Origin of the sequence: Pontibacter populi (assembly GCF_019336435.1) — a bacterium.
GTDB lineage: Bacteria > Bacteroidota > Bacteroidia > Cytophagales > Hymenobacteraceae > Pontibacter > Pontibacter humidus.
This window is the reverse complement of record NZ_JAHWXQ010000003.1, coordinates 49,249-73,527: the sequence shown is the minus strand read 5'-3', so window position 1 is coordinate 73,527 and position 24,279 is coordinate 49,249. Positions and strand designations below refer to the sequence as shown.

Sequence of the window (24,279 nt, the reverse complement as noted above, 5' to 3'; positions counted from 1 at the left end):
GCCCCAAATGTATGAATTCTGACTCAAAACGTTGGCATTGCGCGCTACTGTATCTGCTTACCTTTATTTTAATACTTCCTGCTGCTGCTCAAACGCAAAAACAGAAGGTGTTACTGATGGAAATAAAGTCTGAGATTGATCCGCGGACCAACCGTTATACTGAGCTCGCCCTAAACCACGCTACCGAAGTTAAAGCGGACCATGTGCTTTTGGTACTTGATACATTTGGCGGTGCTTTAAATGATGCAGACGAAATCCGGAAGCGCATACTCGAATATCCGAAGCCGGTGTATGTATTCATCAATAAAAATGCAGCATCAGCTGGGGCACTGATTTCGCTGGCCTGCGATAGTATTTACATGGCGCCAGGAGCAAACATTGGTGCCGCAACGGTAGTTAGCGCCAGCGGAGAAGCAGCTCCGGGCAAATACCAGAGTTATATGCGTTCTATTATGCGCTCCACTGCCGAAGCCCAGGGCCGTAATCCGCATCTTGCCGAAGCGATGGTAGAAGCCAGTGTGGACAGTACACTTTCTGCTGACCAAGTTCTGACCCTTACCACATCCGAGGCTATAAAATATGGTTTCTGCGATGGCACAGCCACAACTATAGACGATGTACTGAAACAGGTAAATTTACAGGATGCTGAAATAGTAAAATACGAACTGAGCACTACCAACAAGATCATTTCTTTTTTCCTGAACCCCTTTGTCAGCGGTATACTTTTGTTGCTGATCATCGGTGGATTGTATTTTGAATTACAGTCTCCTGGCATAGGCTTTCCACTGGCTGCGGCGGTAGTTGCCGGTATTTTGTACCTGACTCCTTATTACCTCAATGGCCTTGCTGAGAACTGGGAAATATTGCTCTTTATAGCCGGGCTCATACTTATCGCCATTGAGGTGCTGGTAATTCCGGGATTTGGTATTACAGGTATCAGCGGAATTATACTGGTGTTCATTTCGCTGGTATTGATCATGGTAAATAACCAGAACTTCGACTTTACATTTGTACCGTCCAGCGCCATTATGCAAAGCATGATCTCGGTTTTGTTGGGCATGATTGGCGCCGTGATTCTGGTGGCCCTTTCCTGGAACCGTTTTGCCGCCAGCCGAACCATGCAGCGCATGGTGCTGCACAATACTTTTGAGGGTTCGGAAGGATATCGGTCGTCTGCTGACTCATCGCATTTAGTTGGCAAAACCGGCATCGCACATACGCGTATGGCGCCAACCGGGAAAGTTATGATAGATAACATCCTGTATGATGCCCAGGCAAGAGAAGGCTTTATAGAACAAGGCGAAACTATAGAAGTCTTAGACCACAGCACTTTCTCTCTGGTTGTTAAAAAAGTTTAATTGCTGATGGCTAATTGTTTATTGTTGCTTAAAACCTAAACTTTCTAACTTTCTAACTATAAACATTTATGAAACACCTCTCCCTGGCTGCTGCTATAGTTTTAATGGTGGTAAACTTCTCATCCTGCTCCCAGAAAAATATGAATTCAGAAAATAACGCTATCACAAAAGAGGCTCAACTGGAGTGGTCTGGTGAATATATGGTGGATGGCTGCGGCTTTAAGCTAACTATAGAGGGCAAAGACTATAAACCCGAGGATGAAAGTGCGATTAGCGAAGAGTTTAAACAGGAAGAGAATCTGATTCCGGTAAAAGTAACCTACACCGAAACGGGCGAAATAATAGACCGTCGTTGCGGACTTTCAACTCAGGATCGCTCTATGCCAGGCATCCGGATTATTTCTATCGAGAAACTATAGTTTCACACTTTTTGATAGATGACAGCACCTGAGATAATGGAACAGCTGGCCACTTTGGGGAGCCAGACCATCAAAAACATTTACCTGAAACACGGCGCTAAAGAACCGTTGTATGGTGTAAAAGTGGGCGATCTTAACCCTATCCAGAAAAGGCTGAAGAAGAACTATAGTTTAGCCAAGCAACTATACCAGACTGGAAATTCAGATGCCATGTACCTGGCCGGCCTTATTGCCGACGAGAAAGCTATGACCAGAGAGGACCTTCAGAATTGGGTAAATAACGCTGTCTGGTATATGCATTGTGAGTATACAGTTGCCTGGGTAGCCGCAGAAAGTAACTATGGGTTTGAATTAGCCAAAGAATGGATAAAATATGCTGACGAAAATATTGCCACTTCCGGTTGGGCCACCCTTGCAAGCCTGGCTTCCATAAAAGCAGATAGCGAACTGGACATAGAATTTCTGAGTGAGCAACTGGACCATGTAGCAAAGGTGATTCATAGCAGCCCCAACCGCGTACGCTACACCATGAATGGCTATGTAATTGCCATCGGTTGTTTTATACCTGCACTTACCGAAAAAGCAAAAGCCGTAGCCAGAATTATAGGCGAAGTAAAAGTAAATATGGGCGATACTGCGTGCAAAACTCCTGTGGCTTATAGTTACATCGAGAAACTGGAGAAAACGGGGCGCATTGGTAAAAAGAAGAAAACTGCCCGCTGCTGATAAACTATAAAACGGAGGTTCTTCCGTATATTTGAGCTCGCAAAAACTATAAACTATGGACGTACTCGGCATCATACCAGCCCGCTTTGCATCAACCCGTTTCCCGGGCAAACCCCTGACTGACATCAATGGCAAAACCATGATCCGTCGTGTTTATGAGCAGGCTTCTGCATCCGGCTTGTCTGAAGTTATAGTTGCCACCGACGATGAACGTATTTTTGCGCATGTTCTGGATTTTGGCGGTAAAGCCGTCATGACAGCCGAGCATCATCAGAGTGGTACCGACCGTTGTTTTGAAGCTTACAAATTGCACGATAATCCCTACGAATATATCATCAACATACAAGGCGACGAACCTTTTATAAAGCCCGAGCAGATTGACCTTGTAGCCAGCTGCTTTAACCGCCCGAATACTCAACTGGCTACGCTGGTTAAAAAGATTACCACCGAAGAAGAGCTGTTTAACACGAACGCCCCGAAGGTTGTGCTAAGCAACAATGGTGATGCCTTATATTTCAGCAGACAAGCTATACCATACTGCCGTAACGTACCTCAGGATATCTGGCACAAGCAGCACAGTTACTATAAGCACATTGGTATTTACGGTTACAGAGCTGATATTCTGGAGCAGATCACGCAACTCCCTCCTTCTGCATTGGAGCTGGCAGAATCGCTGGAGCAGTTACGCTGGTTGGAAAACGGCTATAAAATCACCACTGCCCTCACCGAATTTGAAACTATAGGCATAGACTCTCCGGAGGATCTGGAGAAAGTAAGAGGACTTTTTAGTTAGAGTGTTAGAGAGTTTATGAGTTAAAGAGGTGGAAATAAAGTGTTCGATTCCCCAACTCTTTAACTCCTAAACTCACAAACGTAACTCACCCTCCTACCCGCTTTACTTTATAGCCGGCAGCCTGTAAAGTTTGTAATACTTTATCCCTGAAATCGCCCTGGATCAGGATCTCACCATCTTTGGCTGAGCCACCTACGCCGCATTTGTTTTTCAGCATCTTGCCCAGCTCTTTCAGGTCGTCGTCAGTGCCAACAAAACCTTCCACCAGTGTTACCTGCTTACCGCCGCGCGACTTTTTATCGAGCATTACCTTCAGGTTTTGCTGTTGTGGTGGTAGCGTTTCGGCTTCGTTTTCGTGGTCGTACTGGTAATTAAAATCAGAACTTGTAGAGTAAACTACACCCTGTCTGCCTTTCTTATTTTTATCGCTCATTGTTGTTAGTTTAAGAGTTAGAGAGTTTGGGAGTTAAAGAATTGGAAGTTAAAGGTTAGAAAGTCAAAAAAGCCTGGATTAACAATTTAACAATCAGCAATCAAACAATTAAACCGGTATAATAACCTTTAACGATTGAGGGTTCATCTTCACTTCAAAAATGGTAGATTGACCTTTGTATTCGCCGTCTGCATGAAACATCATCGGCTCTTCGGTTTCAACTTTAACACTTGTAGTTTTGAAGTATTCTGCGCTTTGCAGGTTAGCCAACTGCTTGGTTAGCATACAATAACTCAGGTTAATTGCTTTTACGAAGTCCAGTTGGCGCACCAGGCAAACATCCAGCAACCCATCCCGGATATCGGCAAGCGGAGCAATGTAGGCGTTATTGCCATACTGTGCAGCGTTGGCAAATGCCATTACAAAACAATCTGTGGCCAACTCCTGATCATTAATCCAGACTTTTACCGGCAGGTGCTTATAGTTTCGAACTTCTTTTAAAACCAGCTCTACATACGTCTTTAACCCGCGGCGTTTGTTGCCTGCAAACACTGCACTTATGTACGCATCAAAACCTATTCCTGCTGTCGTAAAAAACGGGATCTCATTTATAGTTCCGCTGTCAATCTGGGATACCTGCCCTGTATTGAGCGCTTTGATCGCTCTGTCCAGGTTTAAGGGTAGCTGCAGGTGCCTGGCCAGGCCGTTCCCCGATCCCTTTGGTAATATGCCCAATGCTGTATTGGTGTGCAGTAAGCCTTTCGCTACTTCGTTAACTGTTCCGTCACCGCCTACCGCTACCACTATTTTATAGTTATCCTTGGCTGCGGCTTGAGCCAGCTCGGTAGCATGTCCCGCATAGTCGGTATAAACTATATCATGGTCATGCTTTGTGCTATCCAGGTATAGTTTAATGCGGGCAGCCACATCTACCTTGCTTCTGGTGCCAGATACAGGGTTAATTATAAACCGGATACGCGGAAGTATACTCATGCAACAAAAGTAACTATACGGATGCTAAACAAAAAGCCCGGCCATAGAACTATGGCCGGGCTTTAACTAAAACTGTAATGCTATAGTTGGTACGTTAGCACAGGGCGGCTGGTGTGGTTAACCAGGTCCTCGGCAATACTTCCGCTTAACAGGTGCGACAACCCCGTACGACCGTGTGTAGCCATCATGATCATGTCTGCATTTATATCTTCTGCAAAGTGCAGAATACCATCTTCTTCTATTGTATCGTTATACACATTTATAGTATAGTTGTGCAGATCGTACTTATCGGCGGCGTGTGCCAGTTTGCTGCGCAGGTTGCTGCTAGACTCAAATGCTCCCGGCGTATTAATGTAAACCAGGTGTAAACGCGCATCAAACAGTTTCTGGAAATATTTGAACGCATCCATCGCCTTGCCTACCTCACGTCTGAAGTTAGAAGCCAGCACAATTTCTTTTACATCAAATTCAGGATTCGATGTTTTTATAGTTAGTACTGGGCAGGTAGCAGTGCGAACTACTTTCTCGGTGTTAGATCCGATCAGGAACTCGTCCATGCCGCTGGATCCTTTTGATCCCATTACAATCAGGTCCACGTTATCAGCAGCAATAACACGTTTTATCTTATTTACGATGCTATCCACATCTACTTCCTGTACCACTTCCACACCAGTATGACTAACCTTTGCTATTAGTTTGCTCATATTTGTTTTGGTAGCTTCCATCAGGCGCATGATGTATAGTTGCTCCATATTGTCGTGGTAAACTACATCGCCGGTAGCGCTGAAGCTTGCAGAACGTGGCATTTCCACTACGTGCAGTAATTTAATGGCAGCACCAGTTCGGCGGGCAATATTAATAGCTACTTCAAAAGCGTATTGGGCCTGTTCTGAAAAGTCTGTAGGTACAAGAATGCGTCTCATGCGGTTTGTTTAATTGGGTTTCTGATGTTTCAAAAGTAGAATACTCTGTTTCCTAAAACTATGATATATATCAATTTACTAATTTAATAAATAGTATTGCTATATATACGCAACAAAAAAACGAAAGCCCACCTATTGGCGGGCTTTCGTTGATACTATGTAACTATAGCTTACTGTCCGATCTTTGCAATCAGGTCAGCAGCTCTGTTAGAATAACCGGTTTCGTTATCGTACCAGCCTACTACTTTTACAAGTGTTTCGTTAGCTGAAGTAAGCTCTGCATCAAAAATACAAGAGTGTGGGTTGCCAACGATATCGATAGAAACAATAGGATCTTCAGTGTATTCTAGGATACCTTTCATTTCACCTTCAGCAGCTTTTTTCATTGCCGCATTGATTTCTTCTTTTGTAACCGGTCTCTTTAAGATACAGGTTAAGTCTGTAAGAGAGCCATCCGGAATAGGTACACGCATTGCAACGCCATCCAGTTTACCTTTAAGGTGTGGCAATACAAGACCTACCGCCTTAGCAGCGCCAGTAGATGTAGGGATGATAGAGTAAGCAGCAGCACGTGCTCTTCTCAGGTCGCTGTGAGGAGAATCCTGCAGGCTCTGATCAGATGTATATGCGTGTACTGTTGTAATATAGCCTTTCTCGATACCGAACGTATCGTCCAGTACTTTTGCCATTGGAGCAAGGCAGTTTGTTGTACAAGATGCGTTAGAAACTATAGTTTCATCACCTTTTAGGATGTCTTCGTTTACGCCTAGTACCACTGTAGGAATGTTACCTTTTGCAGGAGCAGAGATAACTACTTTTTTAGCACCGGCTTCCAGGTGACCACCAGCGCCCTGCTCGTCCACGAAACGACCAGTTGATTCAAGTACTACATCTACGCCAAGTTGTCCCCAAGGCAGATTTTTAGGCTCGCGCTCAGCTGTGATTCTGATTTCACGGCCATTTACGATAATGCCGTTATCAGTAGCTTCTACGGTGCCATCGAACTTGCCATGTACGGAGTCATACTTAAGCAAGTGGGCAAGTGTTTTAGTATTGGTAAGGTCGTTGATAGCAACTACTTCTACATTCTCTTTCTGGAGCAGTGCCTTAAAAGTAAGTCTACCGATACGGCCAAAACCGTTAATTGCAACTTTAATTTTAGACATGATATCTATGTTTGGTATGATGAGTATTTAATATGGTGCGAAGTTACGATTAGCTTATAGTAAAACCAATATTTTTTTCTACCCTGAGAACGAAGCAATTACGTTTCGGTTCACTTTTTTTTGCTCTAAATGTTTTGCAGAACGTTTTTGTAGCCTATATTTGCATCACCAATCAGGAAATGGTTGGTAAAATTCAACACGGTCCGTTCGTCTAGGGGTTAGGACTTCAGATTTTCATTCTGGCAACAGGGGTTCGATTCCCCTACGGACTACTGAAAGGGAAAAGTGATTATTTCAATCGCTTTTCCCTTTTTCTTTTGCCCTCATTTCTGCGATAACTCCGCTGCAAGGCAGAAACTGGAGTTAACGCGCAGGGTTCGATAACCCTTGTTTTTTCGATTATATTCCACCCCCATCTGGAAATATCGTCGCCTGAAGTCCTAGCCATTTAATTAAATCCTTACACGAAATAATCATTCGTTTCCAAATATTTATTAGATTGAGATTTTTAGGCTCAAAAAGGCAGTGGTACATTTTACAATCTGAGAGAAGCATGAATTCTATTATTGATAAACGCAAATGAACACTTGTATCTAAAAGGAAGTCGTCCAAAAACTGTTTATCACATAAGCGTCTAAAAACAATTACATAGATCGAGTAATACCGGTTATTTCCTTTTCTCCAGCTCCCCTACCTTAGGCAATATCTGAATCACAAACCTGCGGTCGCGGATGTCGCCTTTGCGGCCAGCACCTTCAAAACCACTTCCGGCAGCAATTAACTCAATCCGGTCTTTGGGGAATTTAATTCCTGCATTCTGCCAGAAATCAAGTAAAGCAAGTGCTCGCTGATAACTTAACTGCAATGCATACTCCCGTTGGGTGATATTTCGAGGATCACCTTTCGGAAAGCTGGCCGCACGGCCGTCAATCACAATCAGGTATTTTACATCTTTCTCGTCTATTGAATTAATTACCTGGCTCAGGTTCTGACCAGCTCGGCGGAGTGGTGCCCGAGAACGGTCTGGTATAACGGCGCTGCTTTGCTCAAAAACTACATCCACTAGCAGTTCGTGGCGTTTATACTTTTCATTGTACTGGAAGTAGTCGTCGTCCAGGCGGGAGAGTGCAGCTTTTATTTCATCCAGTTTGCGCTTTTCCTGTACTTCTACTTGTAGCCGGGCAATGTTCTCGCGGTTCTCCTGGTCTTTGCCTTCAAACATTTTATAGCTCAACACAAAAAGCACCAGCATCACCAGGAAAAGCACCGTCATCAGGTCGACATAACTGGGCCAGAAAAAGTCTCTGCTCTCCTTGCTCATACTTACCTCCTGCTGTTTACGCCTCCGAAAATTTTGCCAAGCGCCGCTTTCAATGGACCCGGCTCAAGGCTGCGGGCCATGTGCATATTCAGAACTTGCATTTGCTGCAACAACTGCTGTTGTATGGCTGTGTCAGTTTCTATTTTCTGGAGAAGGCGTTCGTTAGTCTGGCGTATCTCACCGGATAATTGTTGTTGATTGGTGTTGAGTCTTTCCTGTTGCTGGTTCAGGTTCTCGAATGGCTGCATGTAATCTAGGATGCGCTGGTAAATGTTGTCTTCGTTCAGGTTTCTGAAATGTTCCTGCCACTTTTCATACGCATTTTGTGCATCGCGTTCCTGGTGCTGCAGGCGGGCTTCCATCAGGTCGGTTAAGCGCAATGCGGCTTTATCGAAATATTGTTCTATCCGAGAGCCGATGTCATGTAATTCCCGTTCGTGTTGCCCAAAAAAGTTAACCTGTCGCTGAATAGATTCGTCGTGCTTTTGCAGGTAGCCCGGCACCTTATCAAAGCCTTCCTGCAGACTGGTTAATCTGCCAAGTACATCGCTTATTGTATGCGTCAGTTCCGCACCTTGCTGCACCGATTCGTTTAGCGCCACCTGGTACTGCATAAAGTTCTTGAACAGCTGCTCACTCTCCTTCATCTTATCAAATACCTGCAGGTTAGCATTTGCCATCTGCGTGAAGCCGATCTTATCCAGCTTCTCAATAAACTCTTTCTGTGTGCTGATGTTCTCCGTGAGCGTATCAACTATAGGCCGGAAGCCGAGGACTTTATCCAGGAAATCTTTATTGAACGAATCCAGCACCGATTTCAGGTTGCTCAGGCTAGCGGCCATGTCGGAGTTTAGCTTTGGAAGCAGATGCGTTTGCAGGAAAGTATAATAATCGTTTTGTCGCCTGTCTCTTATACTTCTGGCGTTCTTCAGGTCATGGTTTCCTATTAGCGTGAGCAACAAACCACAGAAGCTACCCGCCATCGCGATCATCACCCCGAACAGAAAAGAAGGAATGTTCTGATCTGTAATAAAAGAGCCTGCTGCATTGCCTTCATCAGCCGTAAAACCAGACCAGATCAAACTCGATAAACCGATAATTACTCCAGAGAAAGTACCCAGCAGACCTATGTAAAGTGGCGTGGTAACGGTAGACTGTACTTCTGCATCTAGTGCTTCGGAATAGCGCTCCGAAACATCTTTCAGAATATCAAAATCAGCAGCAGCACCCTTGTTTCGTTTCAGGTACTCGTTGGTGTTTTTGATGATCTTGCTGAAAGTTTCCGAAGGATTCCGCACTTCGATGAGATCTATAGTTGCGGAACCCTTTCCACCCGAAGAAACAGAGCTTATCAGCGCATCCGGATCGCCCTGCACCAGGTAAATATTATGCCCGGCTACGAGCTTATCAAACTTTTCGCGGGCTATCGTATATGCCGGGACCGGACCACCTTTTGTTTCAATATGGAGCAAATCATTTTCAACTGCAACTATGCGTTTAACTGCCGGATTAGAAGGCGTAAATTCCCGGAAAGGTTTGCCAGCCAGGAGCGCTGTCCATAGTTGCTCAGAAGTTTGCGTTGAAGCAACTATAGGTGCGGTATGGTCAAGTAAAGTTTCGGTTACGGAAAGCTGCTCTTCAGAAGGAAACAGGTTTTTGATAAGCTCAATTTTAGCTTTGTTATGCCGGTATACATAAAACTGGTAACCAAGTATAGCAAGTACTAAAAGTGCTTCAAAAATAAATATACCTTCCATGTAAGCGGGTTATCTGAAATCTATTCTAGCTTTCTCCTGTATTCTCCAGCCGTTGTTAACTTTAGCCAGCACGCCATCCTGCTGCTGCACAATTCTGTTCACCATGCGGTTCGATGGTTTCTCAAAATCAAAGGCATTCTCCAAGCGATCAATGCCCTGCGAAATAACGAAGGCATGGTTACCACTCAGGTTAAAACGATAATGTGTCATGTTACTACCTTCTGCGGCAACATCCACTTCAATATAGGAATCAGAATCTGGCTGACGTTGTAAATGATGCTGACGTATCACGCCATCTTCCGGAATAATCGCGTATCGTATTCCTGAATCAGCGATCACCTCCGGCTCTTGCTCGGGCATAGATGCGGACTGGCTGAAACCAGGTTGCTGTTCCAGTTCATCCAGCAAATGGCTTCCAACAACTTCAAATCTTATACCATCAGAAGCTGATAGTTGCTGTTCTTTAACAGGTTCCTCAAAGTTGTCCGCACGTTCCCTCGGCTCGTTGCGTCTGCGGTTCTCTTTTTTGCGGCGTTGTTGCTCCTGCTGACTTGCATCCTGCTGTTGTGGTCTTTCCTGCTGACGTCTCTCCTGCTGCGGGCGCTCCGGTTGATGTGTCTGTCTTTCCTGTAGCTGCCGTTCCTGCTGTTGCCTTTCCTGTTGTGGCTGTCTTTCTTTCTGCTTCTGACGTGGTTCTTGTCGTTCCTGCTTTTGTTGCTCCTGTTTTGGCTGGTTTCTACGGGCTGTTTCTTCCTGTTCCAAAACAGGTTTATTTCCGCGATTAGCTGCGTTTTGCAATCTGTTTTGATTTGCTTCCAGGTATTTAATCCGCTCCTTCAGATCTTCGATCCGTTTACCTAAAATATGATGTGAACTGGCAGCCCTGATAAAAGCAAACCCTGCTCCTACCAACGCTATTATACTTATTATTACTGCTATTGTAGCCATGTATCAATGTTGTTTTATTCTGTTTAAGATTAATGTCTTTAAGATAGTGTAACCTAATTAATGTATAAAATCAACCACCCCTAACTATAGTTGAGAATGGTTGATTTTATACCTCAGAGGTATACGTTTTACGAGATAGCACTCACTTGCGCCTGCTGCTTATAAAGTTCTTTCGACAGCAAGTATAGCGATTGCTTAAGCGGCATAAAGAACATGGTCTCGTGCAGTTGCTCCCGGTCTGTCAGGCCGCGTACGGTATCTTCCAGCACCATAGTATAGCTGTCCTGCAGGTTCATGCGCATAAAATCCAGCACACGCATTGGGTCTACTTCCACGCCCATCGAGCGCATCAGCGGCGAAACATCCGGATCATCCAACAGTAGCTGCAGGCAGTTCATCACGTTATCCATCACTTCCTGGCGCAGTTGCCCTGTGATCTGTGTTTTGGTGACAGGTGTCAGCGCATCTTCTACGTTGGCAGAACCGGTCGGCTTCATGATCGGGATGTTGGTCAGGTCATTCAGATCTGTGCCCTCCAGCGCCATGGCACCACCGTTAGCTGTTACCTGTTTCGGATTATCTACCAGCACCAGTTTAAAGTTTGCCGGCGGCTCCTGCCCTGTTACTTTATGGAAGATGGCTTTGGCATAGCGTTCCACATTCGACAGGTTGTTGCCAGCGCTCAGTAGCTTGATGTACAAACTACCACGACCACTAAACGAGATGTAACGCGGTACTTTCACATCCAATTGCTGCACCAGTTGTGCTAAGTGGTACATGAGCGATCCGAAGTGCAGGTAGAACATCAGTCGTAACTGACGTGCCTGTAAAAGCTGCGAGCTATAGTTCAGTTCCTTGTCATAGCTGAACAGCAGGGCGCTGATATCGGCTGAATTGAAATCCGGATTATCCAAAGCCGTTTCCAGGAACTTGCGGTACTCTCGTCCTTCTTCTGTTAACGGAATGCGCAGCACGTGGTCTACGCCGTATTGCAGCAAACCATTGTCTTTGCTGGTTTTCACGGTCGCAAAACCATCTCCCCACAGGTCGTTACCGGCAAAACGGAACGACGAACTATGCGAAGGCCTGCGGTTCGTAAACAACAATACGTCGGTAGTACCACCGCCAATATCTACGTTTATCAGGTTCTCATCCTGGCTCGGCACCACAGCTCCGGTTCTGGACAGGAAGTAGAATGGCGCTACCGATTCTGTAATGCAAACCGTATTTCTTCCGTTCTTGAATACGTTGTTATACACTGTATCCCACACGTTCTGGAACATGTTGCGGGAATACTCATCAAAGCTAAGCGGTGCAAACCATACGATCTTGGTGCTCGCCACATTACCGTTGTTCAATACCACTTTGTTCTTGATAAGCAGCATGATCTCGGTGAAGAATGCTTCGATACGACGCTTACCGGTATTGGTTAGTGTCTCACTCCACTTCAGATCGGTGTGGTAAGTTTGTTTGTACTGGTCCTGGTGTGTGCCTTCGGTGTTGATTGAGAAACCGATGTTTATATTACCAAACAAGTTGGTGATCTGGTTTTCAAAATCAATAGATTCGCAGGTAGCCGTACGGGTCGGGAAGTTATACAGCGAGCCGCCGGAACCGATGATCAATGGTATAAATTCACGCTTCAGCAAGGTCTCTACGGCAAACAAACGGCCGAATCCGCGCTTGTGGAAGCGCTGGTAATCTGTTAAGGCCGGGTCTTCGGAAGGCTTGTTCAGCATCACCAGTTGCTGGTCGTTTGCTGTGATGGAGAACTCGCGCGGCGGCTGATTGGAGCCCGAAGTATAAGCAATGTGCGTATTTGATGTTCCGAAGTCGATGGCAAAGGTAAAGTTGTGAATCCCCTGCTGCTTCTCTTCGAATTTCGGCACGATCAGCGCTTTACCTACAAAATCAACCCCTGCATGGGTGAATTCTGCCACGTCGAAGTGCGTACCGCGGATCTCATAATAAGTACTTCCTGCGCTACTGTTACTTTTCTTAGTTCGCTTATGTGCCGTGGCCGAAATGATACCGCCGCCAGCTTCCAGTTGCTTTCCTCCTGCATAAAAGGTAAGCGAATGGTTCTTGTTCACCAGCAGCGGATCGATGTCTTCGTCTACCAGCATCACCTTGTAGAAATCGTTGTACTGCACAGCGTCGGTGAATTTATAGAACGGGAACACACCCAGACCAATTCTTGATTTCAGGATATGCCCTTTCTCAGGAATCACATTCCCATGCGCATCTTTCGAGTTCAGCGGGTTGTCGTAATAGCTGCGCTCATATACTACGTTTCCTTTCTCCGTAGGCACGTTCAGTGTTACCCGTACGTGGTTCACATCGATATGGAAAGTCAGATGGTTTGCAAGATCTTCCGGTGTGAAAAACTGGAAGTACAAGCTCGTGATAGGCAGCAGATAGTTGAATGTTTTATCTGTAACGCCAGGCTGATACACCACGGTGCCACTATAAAAACGGTCGGTATTTACTTCATACGGCACCTGCACCAGCGTTTCCTGCAGCAGGTCGTTTATAGTTAAGTATGGATAGTTAAACCCAACCCCCGGGAGCGAACGGTTTTCCAGTGGCTTCTCATCGTAATAACCCACCACCGTATTTACCGGCCACGCCAGGTTATTTACATACTTTATAGTTGGAGCTAAGCGCAGTTCAGGCTTCAGTACAATAGGCCGTTCACCCGAGAATCCGGTATGGGTCGGGCGGATGAACAGGTCGCTGCTCGTAACGGCTGTCTGGTCTTTTTTTACCAGGAAGTTCAGGTGGCCGACATGCACCGGGTTCTGCTGAAAATCTACCAGTTGGAGATATTCCGAAGCAATGGCATTTTGCCCCACATTACCCGCCATGTTGATCTTGCGCAGCAGGTTCTCGTCCAATGAATTATATACGGCCGGGAACGCCTGAATCATGGCAGGATTCGACACAAAAAGCTTGTGCACATACTCCCTGAAATCGTGCTCACGGTCTTCCAGCGACACATAGTTATGGTCGAAATAGGTACCAATGTTCTGGGCACGGTTTATACTTAGCGGCTGCACGTTTGGCGCTACAAACAGGAAGGTCAGCGGCGAAGTGCCCCCAATCAGTTGCATGTGTCGGTCACCGCGTGGGCTAGTCGATTCAAAGAAGATCAGGAAGATATCTTCGATTCCCTGAAAGCGGCTGTCGTTCATGAAAAGCTCCAGCGTGCGGCCCAGTAAACTAGTATTCGGATTCGACTGCATGGCCCCCAACTGCTGGTGTTTGTTCCAACGGCGAATGATGATTTTGTTACCGGCTTGAGCGTAGCTCTGGTGGTTATAAAGCAGCTCCCACAGATCCCAGAAATGGGTTACAAATTTGTGGTAAATGGTATTGGTGCTATTTCCTGCCACGCCGCGCTTCACAAAATCGAAAGCGGTTTCGAACAGGTGCATACGGGCAAATGGCGTAGGTATGGAAGCGTTAATTTTTAAGGCTCTGCCACCGGCGCCATCGGTTATGTCTTTTATCTCTGTGCTCGTGATCTGGCTGGTTTTGGCCCAGCCTTCCACGTTTGATCCGGTTTTATGTAGACGAAGTACTTTCGGCATGTTTGTTTCTTTTGTGTTGTGTAATGTTCCTAAGTATGGCGCGAGCGTCTTCACTCGTGACTAACTATAGCTGGGCCTCCGGCCCTTTAATAACATCTATACTTTTGGTTTACAGTGGCCAGAGGCCACCCTATAGTAAACACGAGCCTGGAGGCTCGCGCTATAAATCATACTTTATACTTAGCTATACTTCAGCTTCTCTTCCACCAGGTTATTAGTAGCCGTTTCAAAAGCTTTTATAGTTGCTTTGAAAGCGTCGCGGTCAGAGATGGATTCGGAAGCGCGGTTAAGTTCTTTTACAAAGGAGCCCTGGTGGATACCTTTGTTCAGAAAGCCTGTCTCAATTTGCTTATCCGATACCATGCGGTTGAAGTCTGATTCGTTCAGGTTAAGTGCAGCGAAAGTTCTTTCTTTTCGGCCTAACTCACGCAACCACGACTGGTAACCAAACTCAGGGTTTGCTAAAAACTTGTTCAGCTCTTTAAATACCGGCTCGTTGCGGATAGCACCTGTAAGGTCAACGCCTTTGGCATAAGCTGCCTGTGCGTCGTCAGGTAGATGGGTGGAGTAATAGCGTTCGAAGTAATGGAATCGAATAAATTGTTTGGCAATACGATCTCTTGTTTCGCTGTCCAGATGCTGAAACTGTACCTGGCTTACATCTTCACGCAAGCCATACTCATGGTACACTTCGTTGCCCGAAAGCTCATTATCCGAGTAATCCATAAAGTCAACTATAGCCAAAGCGCTCAACAGTTCTACTAAGTGCGCATCATTTTTCTGGCTGGCACGGCCCGGGTTATTCTCCATCGGCTTGTCCGGCGTGTCACCCATGTAGTAAACCGCATTCACTCCATTCAGATGGTTCTGATAGTAAGACAATGCATCTTTCGCCTTAGTAGTAAAGGTATTGGAGTCGATAAAGTCAGCTTCTACACCAGCGGCCGGTTGCTCTAACGAAAAGTATGGCAATACTACCATGGCACCTGTTAAAGCTGAGTTGAGGCTGGCTGCGTTAGGCAAACCTGAACGAGAATCTTTAAAGTTTTTAAGCAATAGCGGGAAACCGGCAGCGCCTGTTCCGCCAAATATCGAACTCACAAAAAAGATACGGTCCCCTGCCTGGAAGTTGGAAGCAAAGAAGCGCATTTCAGGAGAATCGATGATCTCGTTCAATACCACACTCCCCACGTTCGGACTGCCCCTGAAGCCCACATCCAGACTGTTGTTCAGGTTCTCCGGCGTAAACAATAGATCGATCAGCGCCTGGCTCTCGATGTCGAGCTGGTTGTAGCCTACATGATCTTTAAAAGGCTTGTTGATGCCACCGAAATCATATACAAAACTGTCGCGGATTTTGGCTGTGCCATCGCCGGCTATGCTTGACAATGTGCTGATATCGGTATGAAAGAAACCTTCGTCGCGACGACCGAGTGCATCGTGGATGTGCTTGTATGTTTTAAGCAGCTCCACAGTGCGGTTCATGTCGCCGTTTTGGGTATCGGGGTCAATAATGATCGGTACTATTTTATCACAGTTCTGAATTTTGACACCTGCAGCCATCAGCATGACCAGCGAACGGATCACGCGGGAACCGGTGCCACCTATTCCGAATACAAAAAGCTTTGCCATAGTTATTTTTTATTGGGCCATTTCATTGGAGTTGTCCATGCCTGCACGGATCCCCTTTTGAGTAGTATAGAGAAAACGAAGAAAAGTATAAGACTGTATATCACGTTCACAAAAGCGAACATATAAGTATAAGAGTGCGTCTCGATCTCGTTGCCGGTTACCTGCATGACCGGGATGATAAAGGCGATGATTGCGTTCAGGATCAGGAACATGACCCAATGCTTCGGCTTGTACAATCCAGTGCTCATGGCACGGTTCAGTACATAATAATAGATGATCACGATTGACAGTGTGATGATGAACAGCATCAGCCCGGTGTTCGGGAATACAACTTCACGATAATCGTTGGTGAAGTTCGCAGGGATCGGCCGGCCTAAAAACAGTTCGTAAAGTCCGGAAAAAAAATTTTGTATCATGGGTGTTAGTCTGCTTTTTTAAATTCTATAGTTGCATTAAATACGAAGTCGTTTTGGTCGCGGTAAAGTGCCTGTACGCCGTCTACTATCTTTGTTAACTGGTATGTCTTTTTGGGGTCAGCTGCCGGGTTGTTGTCGTTATCCGTAGACCAGCCAGAGATCCAGGCTGGTGTTACCTGCGGCAGTTGCACGGATATTGTTCCAGAGTTGGCTGTAAGCTCCGGTACGCGTACCCGTACAAAATGGGTATACTTTGCAAGGTCTGGTGTGGCTTTTATAGTTTCATCAGCAGCTGTAACCGAAACTATAGTTGACCTGCTGCCAGTGCTTGTTACTTTCAGATTCTTTTTCAGGTAATCTATAGTTTGCATCGACAGGGGCAGCTGGCTCAGATCCAGGCCAATGGTAAACTCTACTGGCTCTTTCTTCTCTGGCTGAAGATTAACAGAAGTACAAGGGTCAGCATTGCGGCTACTGCAATACACTACACCCGCCGGCTTAAATGCTTTTTCTTTAAGTAACGCAGAATACGGTATGGATTCATACTCAAAGCCGAAGTAAGCCTGCTGGGCCGGCAGATTGCGCAGCACCTTGTTCGTAACAACCTGCACATCTTCCTGCTTGCCGATAACCCAGATATAATACGGTATCTCTCCGCCATTGAGGGAGCGTCTGATTTCCGGTTTTTTGACGGCTGGGTAGTAGTTACCAAAAAACTCAGATGTGTTACCCAGGATGGCAATTGCCAGTCCCTGGTGCTCGGCCTCCCGCAGACTGCTCCGGATGTCAGAATCCAGGGAAATGAACTGCCCCTGATCGCGTGGGTCCGGGCCATGAATAAAATCCGAAATGATCACACTCACTGCCCCTTGCTCTATAGACTTTTGCAAAGCTGCTTTTAGCATAGCCGGAAGCGGTGTGCCACGTACATCATCTTTAATACCACTAACGATGTAGCTTTTCATGGTATTGTATGACACGCTATCCAGCACAGGGCGACTTTGCGCATCCTCTTTAGCCAGGTAAAAGCCTTTCTCATCCACGTAGCGTCCGTCCTGCACTTCTGAGATCAGTTTAACCAGGTTGTTCTGAAACGTAGTGGCTTCTTTTCCGGCAGCTGGTGTGGGCATAAAGCCTTTCATCCCATTTGAGATTTCCAGGTACACGTTCACATCAACTTTGGAGGGAGTAGTCGTTTCGGGAGGTGTAGCAGGTTTACCTGAAGGGGCGTTTTTTTCAATTATAGCGGGTGTAGTTTTGACTGGTTCAGTCTCTTCGTTCGCAGATTGTTTTTTATAACAACCACTTATTAGAAGCATACTGCATATCAGCAATAAATACAATCTAATTTCTACCATTTTTGGAGCATGCATTGATTGTTGTTAAGTCGTGGGCAATACTATTAAAATGCAAATAAGGTTTTTAGATAATCACAAGTAGTTTGTATAGTACTTCGCTGTCCTAAAGGAAGTATAGGTATCTAACGATATAAAAGAGGTATTAGATACATTGGTAACCTATGTAAAACACAGGAACAGTGAGTATGCCTGAAAGGAGTAAAAGAATAGGTAAGAATAACTACAGGTCGCTCATTCGCCATTTTGTAGCAGTGACCAGAAACTATTTCCCAAATACTCTGTTCAAAAGTTTCACTTACAAATCATATTGCATCGCCACGTATAGCGGCCTCGTATATTTCAATTTCAGTAGACCATTGATCAAGCAGATAAAATGAGAGCAGCCGTGACATTAAAATTCAGGAAAATGGCTGAAGAATTTAAGGTGTAATTAACCTGAGCGCAGCGGTGCAGGAACTATAGTTTCGCTATAAAGTGATTTCATGTGTTAATTTCAGGCAGGAGCACCTGATCTACGGGCTCCAAAAGTGTCTGTTAGATTTGCACCAAATGATACCCAGTCTGAAAACTAAGGAGTAGGGTATCTCACTCTATCAGAATTAACAAATTTTAAAAGGGCTCTAAAAGCTAACTCATGCGTCAACAACAAACTGCTGTCAGTGCTAATATGCATTTCTCATGGCTGATTATGCTATTGATGTCTTCTGTAACTTTTGTTGGGATTCTGTCTGAGTTAATGCCTTCTGGTGTTCTCCCGCAAATGATGGCTGATTTGAATATCAGCGAGGTGCAAGGCGGCAATCTGGTAGGTTACTATGCCATTGCATCTGCTGTTTTCGCAATCCCACTTGTTTCACTGACGATGCAATTCAACCGAAAAATCTTGTTATTGGTCCTGCTCGTAGGTTTTGCTGTTTCAAATATCGCTGCAGCGCTTTTGCTGAACTATACAGTGATTATATTCCTGCGGATTATAGGTGGGATTTGTGCAGGGGTGATGTGGCCCATGATTGCAGCCTACGGGATGCGCCTGGTGCATGAGGATTATCACGGAAAGGCTATTGCGGTAATAATGGCAGGTAACACCTTGGGCATTAGTCTGGGGATGCCACTCATGACCTTTATCGGTAACGAATTTGGTTGGCGAGCTGGATTTATTGCACTAGGGGTAGTCATTCTTGCTATTGCATTGATTAGTTTGTTTGTGTTGCCTCCCACTCCCGGAGAGAAACTTACCCAAAGCTCATCACCATTTGCCTTGCTCAAAATCCCGGCAGTTCTGATTGTCCTTTTGCTTACCCTGCTTGGGGTGGGTGCACATTATGGGGTATATGTATATATCACAAGCCTTGTCAATGAAATCGAGCTTACCGGGGGAACAGAAAGTGCTTTATTACTTTTCGGGGCAGGGTCCTTGGTTTCCGTATTGCTGGCCATAAAATACACCGATGTATACCTGAGGCTGCTTACAATCGCGATGTTTGCCTTGTTGATCATTTCCATGGCTATTTTTCTGCTATTCGGTAGGATTACAGGAATAGCACATTTTGCTTTCTTTTTATGGGGACTTTCTTTCGGACCTTTGGTTACCTTGTTTCAAGCGGCAATAAGTAAACAGGTAGAGAGCGCTAAAGACGTTGCCACATCAGTTCAGTCTTCTGCATTTAATCTATCCATTATGCTAGCAACTTCTGGTGCCGGTTTGTTGCTCGGTGCTTATTCTCCCATAGCATTAACTTATATGGCTATTGCCTTGGCTGTTCCTGGCATGTTGATTTCCTTCTTCGCAAGAAAGACGTTAGGCTGACTTTTAATAATCATAACAGGGCTTCCTGTAACTATGCATGAATTACAAGAACTATGATATCAAAGCGTTTGACTACGCTACGCAATGACCATTACTCACTAATTGGAAGGTATATCTGTAGGCTACTTTCAGGAAACCTAAACACCTTTTAAGTAAGAAAAGCCCACCATGTAAAAAAGCGGGCTTCCTTTTCTAAATGTTCGGTAGACATGGATAATTGCATCAATCAAAAGTTCAATATTACAAATACTTAAATAATCTAAATAGTAACATTAGAGTGAGCAATAGCAAAAAAGACCAGAATCTTCTAGTTGATTCAATGACAGAACGAGAGCTGTTTGGCTGAAGTAAAACCGCATCACAAATAAAACTCGAAGCTTAAATATATTTTAATCATATTTCTTTATAAACCAGTAATTTACATTTGAAATTACTCAATTATAGTTTGTTTTTTTATTGTTCTTAAAGTACAACATTGCCTCTTAAAGCAATACTCCTTTCCGCTGATTTCACTATGTTAACTTCATGTAACCAAAAGCTTTTTATAATTCTTAATTGATTTAAATGCTTTAAAAACTATAGTTAATTATGTAAATACAATCATTACCTCACACATATTAATATTATTATAATTCAACATTATAGTTATTACAATTTTATAGAAAATTTGCACTAATCCGAAATCCGTTAGCCATTGCAACTCGTAAATTAATCAATACATAGTCTTACATATTTGCTTCTGTACTCATATCGCAGACCCCTGGATAAGAGTACTATTTTTAATTACCGTATTCCGCACTTGCTACACTAATCCCTTGAAGCACCCTCTGTTTCACATTTTTTCATCTTAATATTTTAGTTTATGATGTTTTTTACCAGAACAGGCCATAGAATATGGCTGACGGTTCTCGCTATTGCCGGAATTGCAATAGTGGGTTCCCAAACAAACTTCTTAGAGTCTTCCAGCCACAGAGAAGCTCCGAACATTTTGAACGATCCTCTTGCTGATAATACAGATGTGTATGCTTTTCGGAATCCGACTGACCCAAGCCGAATGGTAATCATAGCTAACTATATTCCTTTCCAGTTACCACAGGCTGGTCCTTATTATTATGATTTCAGCGAGGATGTGATGTATGATATTCACATCAAAAACAATCCTGCTACTAAAGGGGATGACATTATTTACCGTTTTGACTTTAGTAAAACAGACGAAGACCCTACTACTTTCTTTAATATCCGGTTAGGCAAAGAAAATCAGAAAGTAACCTACAATGTAATGAAGAGTACAGACAACGGTCGATCGTTTACCACCATCCTAAGTAATGCTGTTGTACCACCACCAAACCAGGGGCCACGCACCATAACCGATGCAGTTGGGTTAAACAGCAATTATCATCAGGAGTCACTGATTGAAGGAATACAAAGATTAAGTACTGGCGAAAAGATATTTGTTGGTCCGGTAGATGACCCGTTCTTTATTGATGTAGGTGCCTTCTTCGATCTTGGAAACCTACGACCAGAAAATGCAGTGGATGGCCTGAAATGCAAAAACGTGCATACCATTGCCATGAATATTCCAATTGATGTACTGCAGAAAGATGGAAGACATCCGGATGATGCTAAAAGCATACTAGACTCTGATTATGTTATAGGTGTTTGGGCATCTGCGAGCAGACCAAAGATTACAGTGAGAGAAAAAAATGGGAAGATAAGTACCAATGGCCCCCTTGTTCAGGTTTCACGCTTAGGAATGCCGTTAACAAACGAAGTTATAATACCTATTGGTCGCAAAGATGAGTGGAATGCCATGACTCCTTATGAAGAGAAGGGCACATTTGATAAGTATTTCACAAATCCGGAGCTGGCACTTTACATTGATAATACTGCCTATGGAGATGCTGTACCACAACTCGGAATGCTACCGTTGCAAACTAATTCGCTGGGCCAGTTCGATTTCCGCAACAGCCAGGATGGGTTGTATCCTTTGTTACATACTGATGCAGTTAAAGGTACCGCTTTAGACCCTGCCCTGTTTGGTAATTATCTGCTCCGACCAAATCAGCCACGTTCCGTTGATATTTTGCCTCTGTTTATGACTGGTGTTCCTAATTTACCACCGTACCAACTGGCAACAGGTAAAAATGGCAATCCACTGGCAAAAGGCAAACCATTCGTTAACAATTTCCTTCCTGTTTTTGGCGACATGCTGCGTGTAAACATGGCCACACCGCATACAGAACGTGATTCCCCTGACTTTAGTAGGCTGGGCTTAGTACAGGCAGCTGTGCTCGGGCTTACAGATCCACGGTTTAACCAAAACACAGACTGGGATTTCATACCTAATATGGACGGTTTCCCGAATGGTCGTCGCTTAGAAGATGACGTAACGGACATTGAGGTAATGGCAGTTAGTGGTGTGGTATTGGCAGCCATAGGTTTATGGTATGACGACTACATACCCGGCAGCCCTAACCCGGTAACTCCTGATCTGCTTACAGTGCTTAATTTCACTGATGGTGTAGATAAAAACGATGCACCATTCCTATTAGGTTTTCCATACATGGCAAAGCCATGGAGTGGACTGGAAGGCGGAACCTGCGACTGTGGTGACAATGGCATGCCGGAAATGCAGAACATACAAGGCTTGCACTTGAATATGACGCCGCCAAGCAACACGGCAGATAAAATTGAAACGTATCCGAACCCGGCTTCAAAATCTACCACACTACGCTTTAATCTGGTAAACGAAACAGCTTTAACGCTTAAAGTATATGATGCTGCCGGAAGACTTGTAGCTACACCAATGGAGGGAAAAAAACATAAAGCCGGTGTACACGAACTTAAGCTGGATGTAAGTAAACTTGGTAAGGGCATGTACTATGCCACTATGCAAGACAAAGATGGTAAAAAGCAAACTGTTAAAATTATAGTTGCTGAATAATCAATAAAGCAGGCCGGCCCTCCACCGGCCTGCTTTTTATTTCATCCTGAACAAAAATACTGAGCTATATGAAAAGAGAAATACTTTATACACTAACTATTATACTTTTAGTAGCAGCTGCAGCAACTGCTTTTGTTTATAACAGAAATCATGAAAAACCTATACCTCCACTAAAACAAAGGCAGGGGCCGATTTCGACAAGCAGCGAGTGGCTGAATACCAAAGCAGCCATAGAAGGCCTGCAATATAAAATAAGAAGAGACAAAGGAGACACTCAAAGTAAACTATTACTTGCTCTAGCTTATATGCAGGAAGCAAGAGTTACAGGCGAGCACCCCTACTACTACCCTGCTGCTTTAGATTTGATAGATGAAGTGCTTGACCGAAAGAATGCAGCTCCGGAGGTGAGGTATGAAGCAACTATAGCAAAAGGCATGATACAGCTTTCGCTGCACAAATTTAAGGAAGCCCTTGAAACAGGCAAACAAGCACAAGCCCTGAATGCAAAACGAGCATCTGTATACGGTGTACTTTGCGATGCAAACCTGGAACTAGGCAACTATAACGAAGCTATAAAAATGGCAGATAAAATGGTCTCTATCCGTCCTGATCTGATGTCCTATGCCCGCATATCGTATCTGCGTGAGATACATGGAGATTTAGATGGTGCTATAAAAGCAATGGAGCTGGCAGCCAGGGCTGGCTATCCCGGTCTGGAGCAAACCTCATGGGCTATGTATACACTTGGCGGGCTTTACGAGAAGAAAGGAGATCTGAAACTGGCAGCGCTTACCTATCAACAGATTTTAAGAGAACGTCCCTCCTATGCCTTTGCCAAAGGTGGTTTAGGCCGGCTACAAGCTAAACAGGGAAATACCAGGGAAGCGATCAAACTATACTCTGAAGCCGCGAACACTATTCCTGAATTTTCTTTTCAGCAGGAACTGGCGCGCCTTTACCATAAAACAGGAGAGCATAAAAAAGCCAAAACTATAACTAAAGAACTTTTGGCCGGTTTTGAAGAAGACCAGGAAGCAGGGCACGATATGAACCTAGAACTTGCACATGCTTACATGGACCTGGAGCAGAACTATGATGAAGCTCTGACTTTTGCGATGAAGGAATACAAAAAGCGGCCAGCAAATATAGATGTAAACAAAACACTTGCTGCCATATATTACCACAAGGGCAACTATAAAAAAGCAAATAGTTATTTAAAGAAGGCCACTATAACCAATAGCCAGGATCCGGGCTTATTGTGTCTTAATGGTTTAGTTTCTTATAAATTAGGCCATAAGGCAGCCGGCGAGAAGCTTGTCCAGCACTCTTTCAGCCTGAACCCATTTATGGATGATGCGATTGCCAATGAAGCGAAATCGCTTCTAAGAAAATCATACTCTAAACTTTAAAAATTGCGCCCGTTAGCTTCTGATGTAGTAGTTATTCACGAACAAAAACCTGCTGATAAAAAGTAGCAAGCAGCACAAATATAGCTGACTCTTCAAAAGCATACATGTGAAAAAACTTTCACTCACGCTTATACTGCTGGCAATAGCCAAAAAGAAGGTTTTAAACCTGTAGTAAAGAATCGCAGACGCTACTTTGTCAAACCTTACATGAATTCAAAAGGATGGCTAAACAATTTAGAAAACAGTTAAATAATTAAATTTTTGGCTTACCTATAGAAAAGGC

Annotated in this window: 18 protein-coding genes and 1 tRNA gene; 8 read left to right on the top strand and 11 right to left on the bottom strand. The window is 44.5% G+C overall.

The genetic code is table 11. The features are described 5' to 3' along the window. Positions 1-11: 11 nt before the first annotated feature. From KYK27_RS12075 to kdsB, 4 genes are all read left to right on the top strand, one after another. Complete coding sequence (locus KYK27_RS12075; protein ID WP_199110310.1) at positions 12-1,358, top strand: NfeD family protein; 1,347 nt, start codon at positions 12-14, stop codon at positions 1,356-1,358. 68 nt (positions 1,359-1,426) lie between these two features. Then, entirely contained in the window at positions 1,427-1,777 is a 351-nt protein-coding gene (locus KYK27_RS12070; protein WP_199110309.1) for a hypothetical protein, read from the top strand. Between the two features lie 18 nt (positions 1,778-1,795). Further along, a complete protein-coding gene (locus tag KYK27_RS12065) occupies positions 1,796-2,503 on the top strand; it encodes a DNA alkylation repair protein (protein WP_199110308.1) in 708 nt (235 codons plus the stop codon). Between the two features lie 55 nt (positions 2,504-2,558). Beyond that, positions 2,559-3,296, top strand: coding sequence for a 3-deoxy-manno-octulosonate cytidylyltransferase (kdsB, locus tag KYK27_RS12060; RefSeq protein ID WP_199110307.1), 738 nt, complete (start codon positions 2,559-2,561; stop codon positions 3,294-3,296). Positions 3,297-3,381: 85 nt separating this feature from the next. Here the strand turns inward: kdsB and KYK27_RS12055 are convergent, their stop codons facing one another. From KYK27_RS12055 to gap, 4 genes are all read right to left on the bottom strand, one after another. Beyond that, entirely contained in the window at positions 3,382-3,729 is a 348-nt protein-coding gene (locus KYK27_RS12055) for a translation initiation factor (RefSeq protein ID WP_199110306.1), read from the bottom strand. 108 nt (positions 3,730-3,837) lie between these two features. Continuing rightward, positions 3,838-4,722, bottom strand: coding sequence for a diacylglycerol/lipid kinase family protein (locus KYK27_RS12050; protein WP_199110305.1), 885 nt, complete (start codon positions 4,720-4,722; stop codon positions 3,838-3,840). Between the two features lie 80 nt (positions 4,723-4,802). Further along, positions 4,803-5,645: a universal stress protein gene (locus KYK27_RS12045; RefSeq protein ID WP_199110304.1), complete on the bottom strand. Its 843-nt coding sequence runs from the start codon at positions 5,643-5,645 to the stop codon at positions 4,803-4,805. 170 nt (positions 5,646-5,815) lie between these two features. Further along, complete coding sequence (gap, locus tag KYK27_RS12040) at positions 5,816-6,811, bottom strand: type I glyceraldehyde-3-phosphate dehydrogenase (RefSeq protein WP_162425757.1); 996 nt, start codon at positions 6,809-6,811, stop codon at positions 5,816-5,818. Positions 6,812-7,011: 200 nt separating this feature from the next. Between gap and KYK27_RS12035 the strand changes: the two genes are divergently transcribed. Next, a tRNA-Glu gene (locus KYK27_RS12035) sits at positions 7,012-7,083 on the top strand. Positions 7,084-7,478: 395 nt separating this feature from the next. On the opposite strand, the gene KYK27_RS12030 is transcribed toward KYK27_RS12035, so the two are convergent. The 7 genes from KYK27_RS12030 to KYK27_RS12000 all read right to left on the bottom strand — a co-directional run bounded on the left by KYK27_RS12030 (position 7,479) and on the right by KYK27_RS12000 (position 17,797). Next, positions 7,479-8,132: a hypothetical protein gene (locus KYK27_RS12030; protein WP_199110303.1), complete on the bottom strand. Its 654-nt coding sequence runs from the start codon at positions 8,130-8,132 to the stop codon at positions 7,479-7,481. 2 nt (positions 8,133-8,134) lie between these two features. Further along, positions 8,135-9,889, bottom strand: a complete 1,755-nt coding sequence (locus KYK27_RS12025; protein WP_199110302.1) for a hypothetical protein — start codon at positions 9,887-9,889, stop codon at positions 8,135-8,137. Positions 9,890-9,898: 9 nt separating this feature from the next. Then, positions 9,899-10,837: a hypothetical protein gene (locus KYK27_RS12020; RefSeq protein ID WP_199110301.1), complete on the bottom strand. Its 939-nt coding sequence runs from the start codon at positions 10,835-10,837 to the stop codon at positions 9,899-9,901. Positions 10,838-10,965: 128 nt separating this feature from the next. Beyond that, positions 10,966-14,484 (bottom strand): hypothetical protein, encoded by a 3,519-nt coding sequence (locus tag KYK27_RS12015; RefSeq protein ID WP_199110300.1) that lies wholly within the window; start codon positions 14,482-14,484, stop codon positions 10,966-10,968. A 126-nt stretch (positions 14,485-14,610) separates the two neighbouring features. Beyond that, the gene (locus tag KYK27_RS12010; RefSeq protein WP_199110299.1) at positions 14,611-16,062 is read right to left on the bottom strand and encodes a hypothetical protein; all 1,452 of its coding nucleotides are present in this window, start codon (positions 16,060-16,062) and stop codon (positions 14,611-14,613) included. A gap of 2 nt (positions 16,063-16,064) precedes the next feature. Next, complete coding sequence (locus KYK27_RS12005) at positions 16,065-16,478, bottom strand: hypothetical protein (protein WP_199110298.1); 414 nt, start codon at positions 16,476-16,478, stop codon at positions 16,065-16,067. 5 nt (positions 16,479-16,483) lie between these two features. Continuing rightward, positions 16,484-17,797 (bottom strand): hypothetical protein, encoded by a 1,314-nt coding sequence (locus KYK27_RS12000; RefSeq protein WP_199110297.1) that lies wholly within the window; start codon positions 17,795-17,797, stop codon positions 16,484-16,486. 673 nt (positions 17,798-18,470) lie between these two features. Here KYK27_RS12000 and KYK27_RS11995 point away from each other — a divergent pair. From KYK27_RS11995 to KYK27_RS11985, 3 genes are all read left to right on the top strand, one after another. Beyond that, positions 18,471-19,643: an MFS transporter gene (locus tag KYK27_RS11995; protein ID WP_199110296.1), complete on the top strand. Its 1,173-nt coding sequence runs from the start codon at positions 18,471-18,473 to the stop codon at positions 19,641-19,643. Between the two features lie 862 nt (positions 19,644-20,505). Then, entirely contained in the window at positions 20,506-22,587 is a 2,082-nt protein-coding gene (locus KYK27_RS11990) for a DUF4331 family protein (protein ID WP_199110295.1), read from the top strand. A gap of 68 nt (positions 22,588-22,655) precedes the next feature. Beyond that, positions 22,656-23,996 (top strand): tetratricopeptide repeat protein, encoded by a 1,341-nt coding sequence (locus tag KYK27_RS11985; RefSeq protein WP_199110294.1) that lies wholly within the window; start codon positions 22,656-22,658, stop codon positions 23,994-23,996. The last annotated feature ends 283 nt before the right edge of the window (positions 23,997-24,279 follow it).